18 protein-coding genes are annotated in these 16776 nt (G+C 73.7%); 13 read left to right on the top strand and 5 right to left on the bottom strand.

The window, feature by feature from the left end:
- Positions 1-15: 15 nt before the first annotated feature.
- Genes hutI through hutC form a run of 3 tightly spaced genes read right to left on the bottom strand, consistent with a single transcriptional unit; the run spans position 16 to position 2518 of the window.
- The gene (gene hutI / locus PKC53_RS10465; protein ID WP_324428420.1) at positions 16-1227 is read right to left on the bottom strand and encodes an imidazolonepropionase; all 1212 of its coding nucleotides are present in this window, start codon (positions 1225-1227) and stop codon (positions 16-18) included.
- Positions 1224-1793 carry a HutD family protein gene (locus PKC53_RS10470; RefSeq protein ID WP_324428421.1) on the bottom strand — a complete coding sequence of 190 codons (570 nt, stop codon included), beginning with the start codon at positions 1791-1793 and terminating at the stop codon, positions 1224-1226. The genes hutI and PKC53_RS10470 overlap by 4 nt, the downstream gene beginning before the upstream one ends.
- Complete coding sequence (hutC, locus tag PKC53_RS10475) at positions 1790-2518, bottom strand: histidine utilization repressor (RefSeq protein WP_324428422.1); 729 nt, start codon at positions 2516-2518, stop codon at positions 1790-1792. The genes PKC53_RS10470 and hutC overlap by 4 nt, the downstream gene beginning before the upstream one ends.
- A 144-nt stretch (positions 2519-2662) precedes the next feature.
- Here hutC and hutU point away from each other — a divergent pair, with 144 nt between their 5' ends.
- From hutU to PKC53_RS10500, 5 genes are all read left to right on the top strand, one after another.
- Positions 2663-4378 (top strand): urocanate hydratase, encoded by a 1716-nt coding sequence (hutU, locus tag PKC53_RS10480; RefSeq protein WP_324428423.1) that lies wholly within the window; start codon positions 2663-2665, stop codon positions 4376-4378.
- Between the two features lie 64 nt (positions 4379-4442).
- Positions 4443-6038 (top strand): histidine ammonia-lyase, encoded by a 1596-nt coding sequence (gene hutH, locus PKC53_RS10485; RefSeq protein ID WP_324428449.1) that lies wholly within the window; start codon positions 4443-4445, stop codon positions 6036-6038.
- Positions 6039-6071: 33 nt separating this feature from the next.
- Positions 6072-7019 carry an ABC transporter substrate-binding protein gene (locus PKC53_RS10490; RefSeq protein ID WP_324428424.1) on the top strand — a complete coding sequence of 316 codons (948 nt, stop codon included), beginning with the start codon at positions 6072-6074 and terminating at the stop codon, positions 7017-7019.
- Positions 7020-7113: 94 nt separating this feature from the next.
- Positions 7114-7986 (top strand): ABC transporter permease, encoded by an 873-nt coding sequence (locus tag PKC53_RS10495; RefSeq protein ID WP_324428425.1) that lies wholly within the window; start codon positions 7114-7116, stop codon positions 7984-7986.
- A 142-nt stretch (positions 7987-8128) separates the two neighbouring features.
- The gene (locus PKC53_RS10500; RefSeq protein WP_324428426.1) at positions 8129-8914 is read left to right on the top strand and encodes an ABC transporter ATP-binding protein; all 786 of its coding nucleotides are present in this window, start codon (positions 8129-8131) and stop codon (positions 8912-8914) included.
- Positions 8915-8934: 20 nt separating this feature from the next.
- Here the strand turns inward: PKC53_RS10500 and PKC53_RS10505 are convergent, their stop codons facing one another.
- Both PKC53_RS10505 and PKC53_RS10510 read right to left on the bottom strand, forming a co-directional pair.
- Complete coding sequence (locus tag PKC53_RS10505; RefSeq protein ID WP_324428427.1) at positions 8935-10281, bottom strand: tetratricopeptide repeat protein; 1347 nt, start codon at positions 10279-10281, stop codon at positions 8935-8937.
- Between the two features lie 38 nt (positions 10282-10319).
- A complete protein-coding gene (locus PKC53_RS10510; RefSeq protein ID WP_324428428.1) occupies positions 10320-10556 on the bottom strand; it encodes a hypothetical protein in 237 nt (78 codons plus the stop codon).
- 137 nt (positions 10557-10693) lie between these two features.
- On the opposite strand from PKC53_RS10510, the gene PKC53_RS10515 reads away from it, so the two are divergent.
- From PKC53_RS10515 to PKC53_RS10550, 8 genes are all read left to right on the top strand, one after another.
- Complete coding sequence (locus PKC53_RS10515) at positions 10694-13255, top strand: winged helix-turn-helix domain-containing protein (protein WP_324428429.1); 2562 nt, start codon at positions 10694-10696, stop codon at positions 13253-13255.
- Positions 13256-13264: 9 nt separating this feature from the next.
- Entirely contained in the window at positions 13265-13717 is a 453-nt protein-coding gene (locus PKC53_RS10520; protein WP_324428430.1) for a methyltransferase, read from the top strand.
- Between the two features lie 142 nt (positions 13718-13859).
- Positions 13860-14738 carry an ATP-binding protein gene (locus PKC53_RS10525; protein ID WP_324428431.1) on the top strand — a complete coding sequence of 293 codons (879 nt, stop codon included), beginning with the start codon at positions 13860-13862 and terminating at the stop codon, positions 14736-14738.
- A gap of 115 nt (positions 14739-14853) precedes the next feature.
- A complete protein-coding gene (locus PKC53_RS10530) occupies positions 14854-15261 on the top strand; it encodes an NUDIX domain-containing protein (RefSeq protein ID WP_324428432.1) in 408 nt (135 codons plus the stop codon).
- 13 nt (positions 15262-15274) lie between these two features.
- Entirely contained in the window at positions 15275-15664 is a 390-nt protein-coding gene (gene hisI, locus PKC53_RS10535) for a phosphoribosyl-AMP cyclohydrolase (protein WP_324428433.1), read from the top strand.
- A gap of 4 nt (positions 15665-15668) precedes the next feature.
- Positions 15669-16034, top strand: a complete 366-nt coding sequence (locus PKC53_RS10540; protein ID WP_324428434.1) for a phosphoribosyl-ATP diphosphatase — start codon at positions 15669-15671, stop codon at positions 16032-16034.
- On the top strand, positions 16031-16420 hold the full coding sequence (locus PKC53_RS10545) for a hypothetical protein (RefSeq protein ID WP_324428435.1): 390 nt from the start codon (positions 16031-16033) through the stop codon (positions 16418-16420). The genes PKC53_RS10540 and PKC53_RS10545 overlap by 4 nt, the downstream gene beginning before the upstream one ends.
- A complete protein-coding gene (locus PKC53_RS10550; RefSeq protein WP_324428436.1) occupies positions 16417-16770 on the top strand; it encodes a histidine triad nucleotide-binding protein in 354 nt (117 codons plus the stop codon). Before PKC53_RS10545 ends, PKC53_RS10550 begins: the two co-directional genes overlap by 4 nt.
- The last annotated feature ends 6 nt before the right edge of the window (positions 16771-16776 follow it).

Here is a 16776-nt window from a genome sequence, read left to right on the forward strand (position 1 = left end):
GGCCGGCGGCGGGGTTCATCGCGCCGGCGCGACGTCGCGCGCGCCGACGACGACGCGGACGCGCGGATGCTGCCCGAACGCGTAGGCCAGCGCCGCCGGGTGTTCGTGCGGCCACACCGCGAAGTCGGCGCGCTGCCCCGGGGCGAGCCGGCCGCGGTCGGCCAGCCCCAGCGCGCGCGCGCCGTGCACCGTCATGCCGCGCAGCGCCTCGTCGGGCGTCAGGCGGAACAGCGTGCACGCCATGCTGAGCATCAGCAGCGGCGACAGCGTCGGCGAGCTGCCGGGGTTGTGGTCGGTGGCGATGGCGATCGGCACGCCGGCGGCGCGCAGCTCGGCCACCGGCGGCAGCCGCGTCTCGCGCAGGAAGTAATACGCGCCGGGCAGCAGCACGGCCACGGTGCCGGCGGCGGCCATCGCGAGCACTCCGGCGTCGTCGAGGTGCTCGAGGTGGTCGCACGACAGCGCGCCGTAGCCGGCGGCCAGCGCCGCACCGTGCTGGTTCGACAGCTGCTCGGCGTGCAGCTTGACCGGCAGGCCCAGCGCGCGCGCGGCGTCGAACACGCGCCGCGTCTGTGCCGGCGTGAACGCGATCGACTCGCAGAACGCGTCGACCGCGTCGACCAGGCCGTCGGCGTGCAGCGCCGGCAGCCAGGCGCACACCGCGTCGACGTAGGCGTCGGCGCGGCCGTCGAACTCGGGCGGCAGCGCGTGCGCACCGAGGTAGGTGGTGCGCACCGCCAGCGGCAGCTCGCGGCCGAGCCGGCGCGCCGCGGCCAGGCAGCGGCGCTCGTGCTCGAGCGCCAGCCCGTAGCCCGACTTGACCTCGAGCGTCGTCACGCCCTCGGCTTGCAGCGCCCGCGCGCGCTCGCTTGCGAGCGCGAACAGCGTCGCGTCGCCGGCGCCGCGCGTGGCCGCCACCGTCGAGCGGATGCCACCGCCGGCACGGGCGATCGCCTCGTAGCTCGCCCCCTGCAGGCGCAGCTCGAACTCGCGCGCGCGGTCGCCGGCGTAGACCAGGTGCGTGTGGCAGTCGACCAGCCCGGGTGTGACCAGCGCGCCGCCCAGCCGGTGCTCGGCATCGACGGCGAGCCCGGCGCCCAGGTCGGACTCGGCGCCGACCCACGCGATGGTCTCGCCTTCGGTGACGACCGCGCCACGCTCGATCAGCCCCCAGCCCTGCGCGCCGGCCAGCGTGGCCAGACGCGCATCGCGCCACAGCGTCTTCATGGTCGCGGTCCCCCGTCGCACTGCGCCCACAGCCACAGGCCCGCCGGCGCATCGGCGGCGTCGGCGCTGAACGACAGCACCGGCGGCGGCCGTTCGAACCAGAGCAGCGACCGTGCCGGCACCGCGACGCCGGCGCAGCGACCGGCGACGCGGGCATACAGGCCGCAGGCGGCGCCCGCCGGTGGCGTCCAGCCGGCGGCGTCGACCGCGATCTGCATCGCCCCGGGCACGCCGGCGAGCATCAGGTTCAGGTCGCGCGTCGGCCCGTCGAGCAGGCGGCAGTGCACCGCGGCCGCGCCGTCGAAGGCCAGGGGTGCGTCGCCGCGACGCAGGCGCTGCCGCCGGCCGTCGACGTCGAGCTCGACGCCGGCGCCGTCGAGCACCGCGAACCAGCGCCGCACACCGGGGAACGCCGAGAACGGGCCGTCGGCGTCGACGTCGGCGACGCTCACGCGAACGCGCCAGCCGTCGGCGCGCGGCCAGGCCAGCAACTCGCGCGTGACGCCGCCGCCGTTGCGCCAGCGGCGCGGCGGCGTGTCGGCCAGGTGCACGAGGCGCGTGGTCATGGGCTGAACTGCCCCTCGATCTGGTAGCGCGCGCCCGGGTGCACCAGGCGCACCAGCGTCACCGGCACGCCGCGGTCGACGGTGCGGCGAACGACCACCAGGCAGGGGTCGGCGGGGGCGATGCCGAGCAGCCTCGCCTCCTGCGCGGTCGGCAGCGCGGCCTGGATCGTGTACTGCGCCTGCCACAGCGGCGCGACGGCGAGCAGGTGCTGCGTCGGGGTCGTGCGCGTGAAGTCGACGTCGAGGTAGTCGGGCACCGCCGCCGGGTTGACGTAGCGGTCTTCGCACTGCAGCGGATCGCCGTTGTCGAAGTGAACGATCAGCGTGTGGAACACCGGCGCGCCGGCGTCGAGGCCGAGCTGCGCGGCCAGCGCCGCCGGCGCGCGCTCCTCGCGCTTGACGTGCACCTCGGCGTGATGGCGGTGGCCGCGCGCCTCGATCTCGTCGTGCAGGTCGCGGATCGTCAGCGTCGACGACACGCGGTGCAGGTGCGCGGCGAAGGTGCCCACCCCCTGCACGCGCTCGACGAAACCTTCGGCCGAGAGTTCGCGCAGCGCGCGGTTGACGGTCATGCGGCTGACGCCGAACTGCGCCACCAGCTCGGCCTCGGAGGGCATCAGCTCGCCGGGCAGCCAGCGCGCGCGCGACAGCTCGTCCTTCAGGTACTGCTTGACGCGCAGGTACGGCGCGGTGGCCCCGCGGCCGAGGACGACGCTCTCGCTCATGCGGCGCAGTGTAGTTGTCCGTGCCTGTCTAGACAAGTCTGGTGCAACGCCTGCGCTCAGGGAAACCCCGAATCCCGATGCTCTTGTCTAAGGTTGTCTAGACAACTACAGTCCACCCACCGACCGCACCGGGAGCGCCACGCCATGACCGACCTGTCCGTCCAGCGCCGCATCGCCACCGCCCGCCCCGTGCGCGCCCCGCGCGGCGCGCAGCTCAGCTGCAGGAGCTGGCTCACCGAGGCGGCGTACCGCATGATCCAGAACAACCTGGACCCCGAGGTGGCCGAGAACCCCGACGCGCTGGTCGTCTACGGCGGCATCGGCAAGGCGGCGCGCAACTGGGCGTGTTTCGACGCCATCCTGAAGGCGCTGCGCGAGCTCGGCGACGACGAGTCGCTGCTGGTGCAAAGCGGCAAGCCGGTCGGCGTGTTCCGCACGCACCCCGACGCGCCGCGGGTGCTGATCGCGAACTCGAACCTCGTGCCGAAGTGGGCCACCTGGGAACACTTCCACGAGCTCGACCGCCAGGGCCTGATGATGTACGGCCAGATGACCGCCGGCAGCTGGATCTACATCGGCAGCCAGGGCATCGTGCAGGGCACCTACGAGACCTTCGTCGAGGCCGGGCGGCAGCACTACGGCGGCGACCTGACCGGTCGCTGGATCCTCACCGCGGGGCTCGGAGGCATGGGCGGCGCGCAGCCGCTGGCCGCGAGCTTCGCCGGCGCGTGCAGCCTGAACATCGAGTGCCAGCAGTCGCGCATCGACTTCCGGCTGCGTTCGCGCTACCTCGACGAGCAGGCGAAGGACCTCGACGACGCGCTCGCGCGCATCGCCAAGTACACCGCCGAGCGCAGGGCGATCTCGATCGGCCTGCTCGGCAACGCCGCCGAGATCCTGCCGCTGCTGGTGCAGCGCGCGAAGGCCGGCGGCATGAAGCCCGACCTGGTCACCGACCAGACCAGCGCGCACGACCTGGTCAACGGCTACCTGCCCGCCGGCTGGAGCGTCGAGCGCTGGCGCGCCGCCGCGGCCGACGCGGCGCAGCACGCCGCGCTGCGCGACGCGGCCGCGGCGAGTTGCGCCGTGCACGTGCGCGCGATGCTCCAGTTCCACGCGATGGGCGTGCCCACCGTCGACTACGGCAACAACATCCGCCAGGTGGCGTTCGACCGGGGCGTGGGCAACGCCTTCGACTTTCCCGGCTTCGTGCCGGCGTACATCCGCCCGCTGTTCTGCCGCGGCAAGGGGCCGTTCCGCTGGGTCGCGCTGTCGGGCGACCCCGACGACATCCGCAAGACCGACGCGAAGCTGAAGGAGCTGTTCCCGGCCCGCGAGAAGGACTACGCGCACCTGCACCGCTGGCTCGACATGGCCGGCGAGCGCATCGCGTTCCAGGGGCTGCCGGCGCGCATCTGCTGGATCGGGCTGGGCGAGCGCCACCAGGCGGGACTGGCGTTCAACGAGATGGTGCGCAGCGGCGAGCTGAAGGCGCCGATCGTGATCGGCCGCGACCACCTCGACAGCGGTTCGGTGGCCAGCCCGAACCGCGAGACCGAGAGCATGAAGGACGGCAGCGACGCGGTGTCCGACTGGCCGCTGCTGAACGCGCTGCTGAACACGGCCGGCGGCGCGACCTGGGTCAGCCTGCACCACGGCGGCGGGGTCGGCATGGGCTACTCGCAGCACGCCGGCGTGGTCATCGTCTGCGACGGCACCGACGCCGCGGCGAGGCGCATCGAGCGGGTGCTGTGGAACGACCCCGCCACCGGCGTGATGCGGCACGCCGACGCCGGCTACGACGACGCGGTGGCCTGCGCGCGCGAACACGGCCTGCAGCTGCCGATGATCGGGGCATGACCATGCCGGGCCGCCGCGAGCCGCCCGTGCCGTCGCACACGGTGCGCAGGGCCGTCCGGTGACCGTGGTGCAGGCGCTGACGATCCGGCCGGGCGCGCTGTCGCTCGACGAGCTGCAGGCGGTGCACCGCGGCGGCGTCGCGCTGTCGCTCGACGCCTCGGCGCACGACGTCATCGCCGCCAGCGCCGCACTGGTGCAGCGCGCCGCGGCCGGGCACGACCCGGTCTACGGCGTCAACACCGGGTTCGGCAAGCTCGCGTCGACGCGCATCGGCGAGGCCGACCTGGCGACGCTGCAGCTGCACCTGATCCGCTCGCACAGCGTCGGCGTCGGCGAGCCGCTGGCCGCGCCGGTCGTGCGCCTGATGCTCGCGCTGAAGGCGGCCAGCCTGGCGCGCGGCCACTCGGGCGTGCGGGCGCAGGTGATCGACACGCTGCTCGCGGTGCACAACGCGGGCCTGGTGCCCTGGGTGCCTGCCCAGGGTTCGGTCGGCGCGTCGGGCGACCTGGCGCCGCTGGCGCACATGACGCTGGCGCTGATCGGCGAGGGCGAGTTCGCCGTCGACGGGCGGCGCGTGCCGGCGCGCGAGGTGCTCGCCGCGCACGACATCGCACCGCTGGCGCTCGCGGCCAAGGAGGGTCTGGCGCTGATCAACGGCACCCAGACCTCGACCGCGCTGGCGCTGCACGCGCTGTTCGCGTTCGAGCCGGTGCTCGAGAGCGCGCTGGTGATCGGCGCGCTGACGGTCGACGCGGCGCGCGGCAGCGACGGCCCGTTCGACCCGCGCATCCACGCGCTGCGCGGCCAGCCCGGGCAGGTCGACGTCGCCGAGTACTACCGCCGCCTGCTCGAAGGCAGCGCGATCCGCGCCAGCCACCGCGACGGCGACGACCGCGTGCAGGACCCGTACTGCCTGCGCTGCCAGCCGCAGGTCGTCGGCGCCTGCCTTGACCAGCTGCGCCACGCCGCGCTGGTGCTGCTGCGCGAAGCCAACGCGGTCACCGACAACCCGCTGGTCTTCGTGCGCCGGGCCGCAGGCGACGACGCGGACCCGGCGGCCGCAGACCGCTTCGGGGGGGAGCTGGTCTCCGGCGGCAACTTCCACGCCGAGCCGGTGGCGCTGGCCTGCGACGCGATGGCCACCGCGATCGCCGAGGTCGGCGCGATCGCCGAGCGCCGCATCGCGATGCTGATCGACGCCGGCGTGTCGCGGCTGCCGCCGTTCCTGGCCGCCGACGCCGGTCTGAACAGCGGCTTCATGATCGCCCACGTCACCGCGGCGTCGCTGGCCAGCGAGAACAAGTCGCTGGCGCACCCGGCCAGCGTCGACAGCCTGCCCACCAGCGCGAACCAGGAGGACCATGTCTCGATGGCCACCTTCGCCGCGCGGCGGCTGCAGCCGATGATCGCCAACGTCGCGCGCATCCTGGGCATCGAGCTGCTCGCCGCGGCGCAGGGCATCGACTTCCTGCGCCCTCTGCACAGTTCGGCGCCGCTCGAATCGGTGCATGCCCTGCTGCGCAAGACCTGCGCGCCGATGCACCATGACCGCTACGTCGCGCCCGACATCGAGCACGCGGCGGCGCTGGTCGCCGGCGGCGAGCTGGCGCGCATCTTGCGAACCCTGCCGGCGTTGCCGGCGCTGTGGATACCGGCCTGACCCCATCCTCACCCCGTTTGCCTGGAGCACTGCATGAACAAGACCCTCGCCACCCTCGCCGTCGCCGCCGTCTTCGCCGCCGCCGCGCAGGCGCAGGAGACCAAGGTGACGATCGCGATGTCGGGCTGGACCGGCTTCGCCCCGCTGACGCTGGCCAAGGAGGCCGGGCTGTTCAAGAAGCACGGGCTGGACGTGACGATCAAGAAGATCCCGCAGAAGGACCGCCACCTGGCGATCGCCTCGGGCGACGTGCAGTGCGCGGCCACCACCGTCGAGACCTGGATCGTGTGGAACGCCAACGGCGTGGCCACCACGCAGATCTTCCAGCTCGACAAGAGCTACGGCGCCGACGGCATGGTCGTCAAGCCGCACATCCAGAAGATCGCCGACCTGAAGGGCAAGACCGTGGCCGCCAGCGCGCCGGGCACCGCGCCGTACTTCACGCTCGCCTGGTTCCTGCGGGAAAACGGGCTGAGCCTGAAGGACGTCAGCGTCGTCAACCTCGAGCCGCAGGCCGCCGCCAACGCGATGATCGCCGGCACCGGCAACCTCGACGCCGCGATGACCTACGAGCCCTACCTGGGCGCGGTGCGCGCCAAGCCTGAGGCCGGCAGGATCATCGCCACCACGCTCGACTACCCGATGATCATGGACACCTTCGGCTGCACGCCGAAGTTCCTGGCCGACAACCCGAAGGCCGCGCAGGGGCTGGCCAACGCCTACTTCGACGCGCTCGAGATGATCAAGGCCGAGCCGCAGAAGAGCTTCGGCATCATGGGCGCCGACGTCAAGCAGAGCGCCGAGCAGTTCGAGGCGTCGCAGAAGTACCTGCGCTGGCAGGACCGCGAAGCCAACCGCAGGTTCTTCGCCGGCGAGCACGCAGCGTTCAGCAAGAAGGCCGCCGACGTCCTGCTCGAGGCCGGGATCATCCGCCAGATCCCCGACCTGTCGAAGCTCGCCGACCCGCGCTTCGTGCAGTGAGCGCGTAGCCGCACGCGCGTCCCGCCGCGTCGATCCCGACGTCGAACCGCCCCCGGCCCCGGGCCGGGGCTGGCGTGCCACGCCCGAGGAGGTCATGATGAGCGTCGTCTCCGCACCGGCCGCGGCCAGCGCCCGCGCCGGCACCCGCCCCGGCGCGCCGCCGCGCCACCCGACCCGCCGCTTCGCGATGAAACCGCTTGCGCCCGTCGCCCCCGTCACGCGCATCGTGCTCGGCGTGTCGTTCTTCGTGCTGTTCGTCGCCGTCTGGGCGCTCGCGACCTTCGGCGGCTTCGTGCCCAAGACCTTCCTCGCCGACCCGCTGACCATGCTGGCCAGCGGGTGGCGGCTGCTCGCCGAGTACAACTTCGCGCACGACATCGGCATGACGGTGTGGCGCGTCGTCGGCGGCTTCGTGATCGCCGCCGCGATCGCGCTGCCGCTGGGTGTGGCGATGGGCGCCTACAAGCCCGTCGAGGCGTTCTTCGAGCCTTTCGTCAGCTTCGCGCGCTACCTGCCGGCCTCGGCGTTCATCCCGCTGCTGATCCTGTGGGCCGGCATCGGCGAGGCGCAGAAGCTGGCGGTGATCTTCATCGGCAGCTTCTTCCAGCTGGTGCTGATGATCGCGGTGGCCGTGGGCAACGCGCGGCGCGACCTGGTCGAGGCGGCGTACACGCTGGGCGCGAGCGACCGCACGCTGGTGGCGCGCGTGCTGATCCCCGGCGCGGCACCGGAGATCGCCGAGATCCTGCGCATGGTGCTCGGCTGGGCCTGGACCTACGTCATCGTCGCCGAGCTGATCGGCGCATCGAGCGGCATCGGCCACATGATTACCGACAGCCAGGCGCTGCTGGCCACCGACCAGATCATCTTCGGCATCATCGTCATCGGCCTGATCGGGCTGGTCAGCGACTTCGCGTTCAAGTGGGTGAACCGGCGCCTGTTCCCGTGGGCGCTGCTGGGCCGGTGACGGGCACCGCCCCCGAGGCGCCTGCGACGCTTCCCTCTCGAAGCCGCGCCGCCGGCGGCGCGGTGAAACCGGCTGCGCAGCGGCCGCTGGACCGGTCGGCGCCATGTTCGGGGCACGGCGCGACGGGCCGAGGAGACATGCCATGACATCACTGCTGTCGATCCGCGGCGTCGAGCGCCGCTTCGACTCGGCCAAGGGCTCGACGCTCGCGCTGCAGGCCACCGACCTCGACGTCGCCGAGAACGACTTCATCACCATCCTCGGCCCCAGCGGTTGCGGCAAGAGCACGCTGCTGCGCATCGTCGCCGGGCTCGACCACCCGACCGCCGGCGAGGTGCGGCTCGACGGGCAGCCGATCCACGGCCCCGGCGCCGACCGCGGCATGGTGTTCCAGAGCTACACGCTGTTCCCTTGGCTGAACGTGCTCGACAACGTGTGCTTCGGGCTGCGCGAGCGCGGCGTGCCGCGCGCCGAGCAGATCGACACCGCGCACGCCTTCCTCGCGAAGGTCGGGCTGAAGGGCTTCGACCAGCACTACCCGAAGCAGCTGTCGGGTGGCATGCAGCAGCGCGTGGCGATCGCCCGTGCGCTGGCCAACGGCCCGCGCATGCTGCTGATGGACGAGCCGTTCGGCGCGCTCGACCACCAGACGCGCGAGCTGATGCAGGAGCTGCTGCTCGGCATCTGGGAGGCCGAACGCAAGACGGTGCTGTTCGTGACGCACGACATCGACGAGGCGGTGTTCATGGGCAGCCGCGTCGTCGTGATGAGCGCGCGCCCCGGGCGCATCAAGCTCGACCGCCCGGTCGAGCTGCCGCACCCGCGGCACTACTCGGTGAAGACCAGCCCCGCGTTCGCCGCCCTGAAGGCGGAGCTGACCGAGCAGGTGCGCGTCGAGGTGCGCGCGGCGCAGGAGGCGCTGGCCTGAGCGGCGCCGCGCGCGCGGGCCTACGCCGCCGCGCGCAGCGCCGACGCGTCCAGCCTCGCGGCCAGCCGCGCGCTCCACGCGGTGGGCCGGTGCACCAGCCGCTCGGCGAGCACGTGCCGTGCGCGCGGCAGGTCGCCGCCGCGCCGCGCCGCCTCGATCAGCGTCAGCGCCAGCACGTCGCGCTGCGCGTGGCTGCCGCCGAAGCCGTGCGCGATGTCGCGCACCGCTTCGATGCGCGCGGCCGCCTGCAACGTGCGCCCCTGCGCGAAGTCGAGGATGGCCTCGGCCAGCGGCAGGCCGATGTCGCGCGTCATCGCCCGGTTGGCGCCGGCCCCGTGCGCGGCGGTGGCACGCATCTCGGCCAGCACGCGTGCGCTGTCCGCGTCGCGCCCGGTGGCGGCGAAGCTCATCACCGCGTGCAGGTCGTTGAAGGCGTAGAACCCGCGTTCGCCCTCGGCCTTGGCCTGCCAGCGGTCGGCCACGCGCTCGAAGCGATCGCCGACGTCGACACCCTCGAGGCGCAGGCGCCACAGCAGCGCGACGCAGTCGATCAGCACCAGCATCATGTCGACCTGCGGGCCGTCGAGCCTGCGGTCGTACAGGTCGAGCGCGGCGTCGAGGTCGCCGCGGTCCATGTGCAGCAGCGCGAGGTGCCACCAGTTGTGCGGCGCGAAGGCGTTGTCGTCGCGGCCCCAGTCGTCGGCACCCGACTCGAGCCACGCGATGCCCTCGCCGATGCGGCCCTGCATCTCCATGACGTGCGCCACCGCGTGCACCGCCCAGCCGTCACCGGGCGTCAGCTCGACCGCGCGCCTCCCGGCGGCCTCGGCGTCGGGGTACTGGTGACACTCCTCGAGCCCGAAGGCGTGCATGCCCAGCAGGTACGAGTAGCCGGGAAGCGCCGTGCTCCATGCGGGCAGCACGCGCGCGACGCGGTTGCGCAGGTTCAGCGCGTCGCCGCGGTAGAAGTCCATCAGGTGCGCCGTCTGCAGCGCCAGCGCGTCGCGCGGCCACTCGCGCAGCACGGCGTCGAAGGCGCGGCAGGCCTCGTGCCAGTGGCCGTCGACCAGCAGCCGCGCGGCGGCGGTCAGCGCGCGCTCGCGCGTGTTGGCGCGTGCCGGCAGCGCCTCGGCGCGTGCGACCGCGGCGCGCGCCATCGGCATGAAGCGCCCCTCGGTGGCGGTGACCACGACGAAGGCCTTGGCCAGGTGCGCGAGCACGAAGTCGGGGTCGAGCGACAGCGCGGCGTCGAGGGTGGCGATGGGGTCGCCCCGGTAGGCGTGGAACTGCGCGAGGGCGGCCTCGAACTGGGCGAGCGCCTGCGCGCTGGGGGTGGACACGGCGAGGCCGCGATGGTCTTGAAGCATGGGGATCTCCTGGGTCGTGGGTGGGGGGAACGGGGGCTTCACGTGCACCGGGCGTGCCGCGCCGGCGCCGCGCCGGCCGCGCGGTGTCGGTCCACCGCGGCGCCGCGCGCCGCGAACGGCGACGTGGCGCGGGCATCCGGCCAGCGTGCGTCGGTGCGGGCGAGCGTGTCGATCGACGCGGCCGCGCCGAGCGTGGCGCACAGTGCCGCCACGGCGGCCAGCAGGTGCGCCGCGGTCGACGCGGTCGGGGGCAGGGCAGGGGTGATGCGGTCCATCGTCGGTGGCCTCGGGTTCTCGTGAAGGCGGGTGGCATCGTCGCCGGCGCGCCGCTTCAGGTCCTTGGCCGCGCCTGAAACGTCCTGAAGCCCGCGCCGCGCTAAGCTCGCGGGGCCTCCCCGCCGGGCCGCCTGCGTTGACCCACGACCCCGCCGAGTACCGCTTCGGTCGCTTCCGCCTCGACCCCGTGCGCCGCGTGCTGCGCGCCGACGGCGAGGCCTGCCGGCTGGGCGCGCGCGCGCTCGACCTGCTGCTGGAGCTGGTGCGTAAACGCCACCGCATCGTCGGCAAGGACGAGCTGCTTGATCGCGTGTGGCCCGGCCTGGTGGTCGAGGAGAACAACCTGCAGGTGCAGGTGTCGGCGCTGCGCAGGCTGCTGGGGCCGCAAGCCATCGTCACCGTGCAGGGACGCGGCTACCGGTTCGTCGCCGATCTCGACGACGCGGCCGGCGCGGCGGCGAACGCGGCGCCGGCTGCGGCCGAGCGCGCCGGCCCGCGGCAGGCGCCGCTGCCGGCGCTGCCCCCGGCGCACCTACCGGCACTGGTCGGGCGCGACGACGACCTGGGCGCGGGCTGCGCCCTGGTGGCCGCCCACCCGCTGGTCACGCTGACCGGGCCGGGCGGCATCGGCAAGACGCGCCTCGCGCAGGCGATCGCCCGGCACCTGAGCGACGGCTTCGCCGACGGCGTGCGCGTGGTCGAGCTGGCCGAGGTCGGCGATGCCGCAGGGGCGGCCGCGGCACTGGCCCTGGCCACGGGGGTCGAGCTGCCGCCCGGCGCGCCGGCGGGGCCGACCCTGGCGGCGGCGCTGCGCGAGCAGGCGCTGCTGCTGCTGCTCGACAACTGCGAGCATGTCGTCGACGCGGTCGTCGCGCTGGTGGTGCCGATCGTGTCGCGAGCGCCGCGGGTGCGCGTGCTCGCGACATCGCAGACGCCGCTGCGCGTGGCCGGCGAGCAGCTGCTGCGACTGCGGCCGCTCGCGCTGCCGCCGCCCGAGGAGGCCCACGATCCCGGCCGCGTCGCGAGCTACGCTGCGGTGCAGCTGTTCGTGCAGCGCGCCCGCGCGGCGCAGCACGGCTTCGCGCCCGCCGACGGCGACTGGGCCGCAGCGGCAGCGATCTGCCGCGAGCTCGACGGGCTGCCGCTGGCCATCGAGCTGGCCGCCGCGCGCGTGCCGTTGCTCGGACTGCAAGGCCTGCGCGAGCGGCTGGACAGCCGGCTGCGCCTGCTCGGCGTCGGCCCGCGCGACGCGCCGGCGCGCCAGCGCACGCTGCGCGCGACGCTCGAGTGGAGCCACGCGCTGCTCGACGCCGACGAGCAGCGGCTGTTCCGTCGGCTCGGCGTGTTCGTCGGCGGCTTCTCGCTGTCGCTTGCCCAGCGCACGCTCGTCGAACCGGGCGACGACCCGTGGGCGGTGCTGGACAGGCTCGCCGCGCTGGTCGACAAGTCGCTGGTCGCCGTCGAAGGCGTCGGCGAGCCGCGCTACCGGCTGCTCGAGTCGGCGCGCGCGTTGGCGCTCGAGCGGCTGGCGGCGTGCGGCGAGGTCGAGCAGGTCGAGCGCCGCCGTGCCGATGCGCTGCGCGACCTGCTCGACGACTTCGAGGTCGAGGTGGTGCTCGAACCGTGCTTCGACGCGCTGCTGCTGGCGCTCGAGCCCGAGCGGGCCAACCTGCACGCGGCGCTGCGGTGGGCCATGCGCGCGCCGCAGGCACGCGCGACCGCGCTGGCGCTGCTGGCGTCGAGCCAGGCGCTGTGGAGCGAGCCCGACCCGTTCGGCGACGTGTTCGAGCACTACCTGGCCGCGCGCGACTGGCTCGACGCCAGCGTGCCGACGGCGCTGGCGACGCGGTTTCGCGTCGCCTTCCAGGCGATGGCGCGACGGCGCCTTCGGCGCACCGCCGAGTGGCGCGACGAGGCCTGGCGCGTGCTCGACGGCTACCGTGCGCTCGGCGACCGCGCCGGCACCTACCGCGCGCTGTGCGCACTGGGCGGCGCGCCGCGCGACGTGATCGACGAGACCCGCGCTGCGGATCTGCTCGCCGAGGCGCAACGCCTCGAGGACCCTGCATGGTCGCCGCGGCAGCGCGCGCGGCGCCAGCTGGCGCTCGAGTGGTTCCACGATCTCGGCGGGCGCTTCGGTGCCTGCCGCGACGCCGGGCGGCAGCACGTGGCGCTGGCGCGCGCGACCGGCGCGCTGCTGGTGATCCCGGCGTTGAGCAATCTGGCCGACACCGAGCATGTGATCGGCGACCACGCCGCCGCGGTGGCGTTGTGCCGCGAGGCGATCGAGGCGGCGGCGGCGGTCGGACGGCCGGCGGCGGCCGTCGATGCTTACGGCAACATGGTGTCGGCGCTGATCTCGCTCGGCGAGCTGGCTCAGGCGGCACGGACGATCCGCGAGGGCCGGGCGCTGCGCCTGCGCACCCGCGGCACGGCCTTCGACCTGCTGCTGTCGGCCGCGCTGCTGGCGTTGCGCCGGGGGCAGCGCGACCTCGCGGCGCGGCTGGTCGGCTGTGCCGACCGGGTCTACGCCGACGCGGGCCACGAGGTCCACCCGCCGGAGCGGCGCATGCGCGAGGCGGTGCTCGCCGAACTCGACGCGGCGGTGACCGGCGCAGACCTCGCCGCACTGCTCGCCGACGGCGCACGCTGGAGCGAGGACGAGGCCTTCGCGCACGCCGGCCTGCGCGAAGGCTGACGCACGGCGATGTCGCGCGACGTCGTCGGTGCCGTGCTCGTCGCGCTGCAGCTGTCGGCGATGGCGCTGCTCGCGCTGCTCGCGCTGCCGGCGTTCGCCGCGCGGACCGCGCCGCCGGCGGCGTGGGCGCTCGCGGCACTCGCGCTGGGCGTCGGCGGCTGGGCCTTGTCGGCGAACCGGCCGGGCAACTTCAACATCCGGCCGGCGCCGCGCGTCGACGGTCGGCTGGTGCAGACCGGCCCGTACCGCTGGGTGCGGCACCCGATGTACAGCGCGGTGCTCGCCGGCGCGCTGGCCGCCGTGCTGGCCGCGCCGGCGGTGTCCAGCGTGGCCGCCGCCGGCGTGCTCGCCACGGTGCTGCTCGTGAAGTCGGTGCTCGAGGAGCGCTGGATGCTGCGGCAGCACCCCGGCTACGCGGCGTACCGCCGGCGCACGCGCCGCTTCGTGCCCTGGCTGTTCTGATCGCCCGCGGGGCCGCTGCGCGCCCGGCCCGGTGGGAGGATGGCGGCGATTCGCCGGGGCGCGGCGTCCCGACGGGCGCAGCGGGCGGGCGGCCGCGCCGATACACTGCCCGGCTTCGCACACGATCGACCCCTTGCGCGGCATGAACTTGCGCGACGACGCCCTGCTGAACCTGATCGAACGCGCCGAACGGCTGCTCGTGCGGCTCGAGGCGGTGCTGCCGCACGCGCCGCAGCCGCCCGACTGGTCGGCGTCGGTGGCGTGGCGCTACCGCAAGCGCGGCGGCGTCGGCGCGCTCGAGCCGGTGCGCCACGTCGCGACGATCCGCCTGGCCGACCTGCAGGAGGTCGACGCGCAGAAGCAGCGGCTGGTGCGCAACACCGCGCAGTTCGTCGCCGGCCGGGCGGCGAACAACGTGCTGCTCACCGGGGCGCGCGGCACCGGCAAGAGTTCGCTGATCAAGGCCTGCCTGAACGAGTTCGCGCCGCGCGGGCTGCGGCTGATCGAGGTCGACAAGGCCGACCTGGTCGACCTGCCGGACCTGGTCGACCTGGTCGCCGAGCGGCCCGAGCGATTCGTGATCTTCTGCGACGACCTCAGCTTCGACGAAGGCGAGCCGGGCTACAAGGCGCTGAAGTCGATCCTCGACGGCTCGGTGGCGCAGGCCAGCGACAACGTGCTGATCTACGCGACCAGCAACCGCCGCCACCTGCTGCCCGAGTACATGAGAGAGAACCTGACCTACACGCACACCGACGACGGCGAGGTGCACCCGGGCGAGGTGGTCGAGGAGAAGATCTCGCTGTCGGAGCGCTTCGGGCTGTGGATCAGCTTCTACCCGTTCAGCCAGGACGAGTACCTGGCGATCGTCGCGCAGTGGTTGCGCCACTTCGGCGTCGACGCCGCGCGCATCGAGGCGTCCCGGCACGACGCGCTGGTGTGGGCGCTCGAGCGCGGCTCGCGCTCGGGCCGCGTGGCGTACCAGTTCGCGCGCGACCACGCCGGGCGCGCCGGTGGCTGAAGCGTCGGTCCGTCCGGTGGACGTCGGCGACGGGGAGCCGCGCCGTCCGGTGGACGTCGGGGACGGGGAGCCGCGCCGTCCGGTGGACGTCGGGGGCGGGGAGCCGCGCCGTCCGGTGGACGTCGCGGTGGGCGTGCTGATCGACCGCAACGGCCGCTTCCTGCTCACGTCGCGGCCCGACGGCAAGGTCTACGCCGGCTACTGGGAATTCCCCGGGGGCAAGCTCGAGGCCGGCGAGTCGGTCGAGCAGGCGCTGCGCCGCGAACTGCACGAGGAACTGGGCATCACGATCGGCGCCGCGCAGCCGTGGCAGGTCAAGATCGTCGACTACCCGCACGCGCGCGTGCGGCTGCACTTCTGCAGGGTCTTCGACTGGCGCGGCGCTTTCGAGATGCGCGAGGGGCAGCGCATGGCGTGGCAGACGCTGCCGGTGCAGGTGCGCCCGGTGCTGCCGGGCACGATTCCCGTGCTTCGCTGGTTCGCCGCCGAGCGCGGCCATGCCGGCGCGACGCACGTCGAGTGACTACACTGCCCGCATGGACTGGCTCGACGAGGTCAAGTGGGACGAGCGCGGGCTCGTGCCGGCGATCGCGCAGGAGGCCGCCAGCGGCGACGTGCTGATGGTCGCGTGGATGAACCGCGAGGCGCTGGCCGCCACCGTCGCGCGCGGCGAGGCGGTGTACTTCAGCCGCTCGCGCGGCCGGCTGTGGCACAAGGGTGAGGAGTCGGGGCACGTGCAACAGGTGCACGAGGTGCGACTGGACTGCGACGGCGACGTCGTGCTGCTGAAGGTCACGCAGCGCGGGCACGAGCCGGGCATCGCCTGCCACACCGGGCGCCACAGCTGCTTCTTCCGGCGCCACGACCAGGGGCGCTGGATCGACGTCGACCCGGTCTTGAAGGACCCGGCGAGCATCTACAGATAGGACGATGGGCAGCAACGACACCCTCGCGCGGCTGGCCGCGGTGATCGAGTCGCGCAAGGGCGCCAGTCCCGACGCGAGCTACGTCGCGCGCCTGCTCGGCAAGGGCACCGACGCGGTGCTGAAGAAGCTCGGCGAGGAGGCCACCGAGGTGGTGATGGCCGGCAAGGACGGCGACGCGGCGAAGATCGTCGCCGAGACCGCCGACCTGTGGTTCCATTCGCTGGTCGCGCTCGCACACTTCGGACTGACGCCGTCGCAGGTGCTCGCCGAGCTCGAGCGGCGCGAGGGGCTGTCGGGGCTGGAGGAATTCGCACGGCGCCGGCCGGGCGCGCCAGGCGCCGGCGCGGCGCGGGAAGGGCACGAGACATGAGCGAACTGACGACGACCCCGGCGGCCGACACGCAGCGCGACCAGTCGCTGCGCACCGTGGGCCACATCAGCTACGCGTTGCACGCGATCGTCGCGATCGGCGCCGTGATTCCGTCGTTCCAGCCCAGCATCCTGCTGCTGGTGGCCGCGTTCATCATCGACGTCGTCAAGCGCGGCGACGCCGCGGGCACCTGGCACGCGTCGCACTTCGGCTGGCGCATCCGCAGCGTCGTCTGGGCCGGCGTGCTGTACCTCGTGACGCTGCCGCTGTGGTTCTTCCTCGTGCTGCCGGGCTGGATCGCCTGGGGGCTGATCTCGCTGTGGTTCATCTACCGCGTCGCCCGCGGCTGGCTGAGCCTGAACGACCGCAAACCGATGCCGACATGAACAACGACGCCGACCCGGACTGCATCTTCTGCAAGATCGTCGCCGGCCGGGTGCCGGCGAAGAAGGTGCACGAGGACGACCAGGTCGTCGTCTTCCACGACATCCACCCCTGGGCCCCGGTGCACGTGCTGCTGGTGCCGCGCCAGCACATCGTCTCGATGGCCGAGGTCGGGCCCGAGCACCAGGCACTGCTCGGCCACATGATGGCGCTGGTGCCGCGGCTGATGCGCGAGCTGGGTGTCACCGGCGGGTTCCGCCAGGTGATCAACACCGGGCGTGACGGCGGGCAGGAGGTGATGCATCTGCACATGCACGCCTTCGGCGGGCCGCGCCCGTGGCAGCGCGGCTGATCACCG

Origin of the sequence: Azohydromonas sp. (assembly GCF_035325925.1) — a bacterium.
GTDB lineage: Bacteria > Pseudomonadota > Gammaproteobacteria > Burkholderiales > Burkholderiaceae_C > Calidifontimicrobium.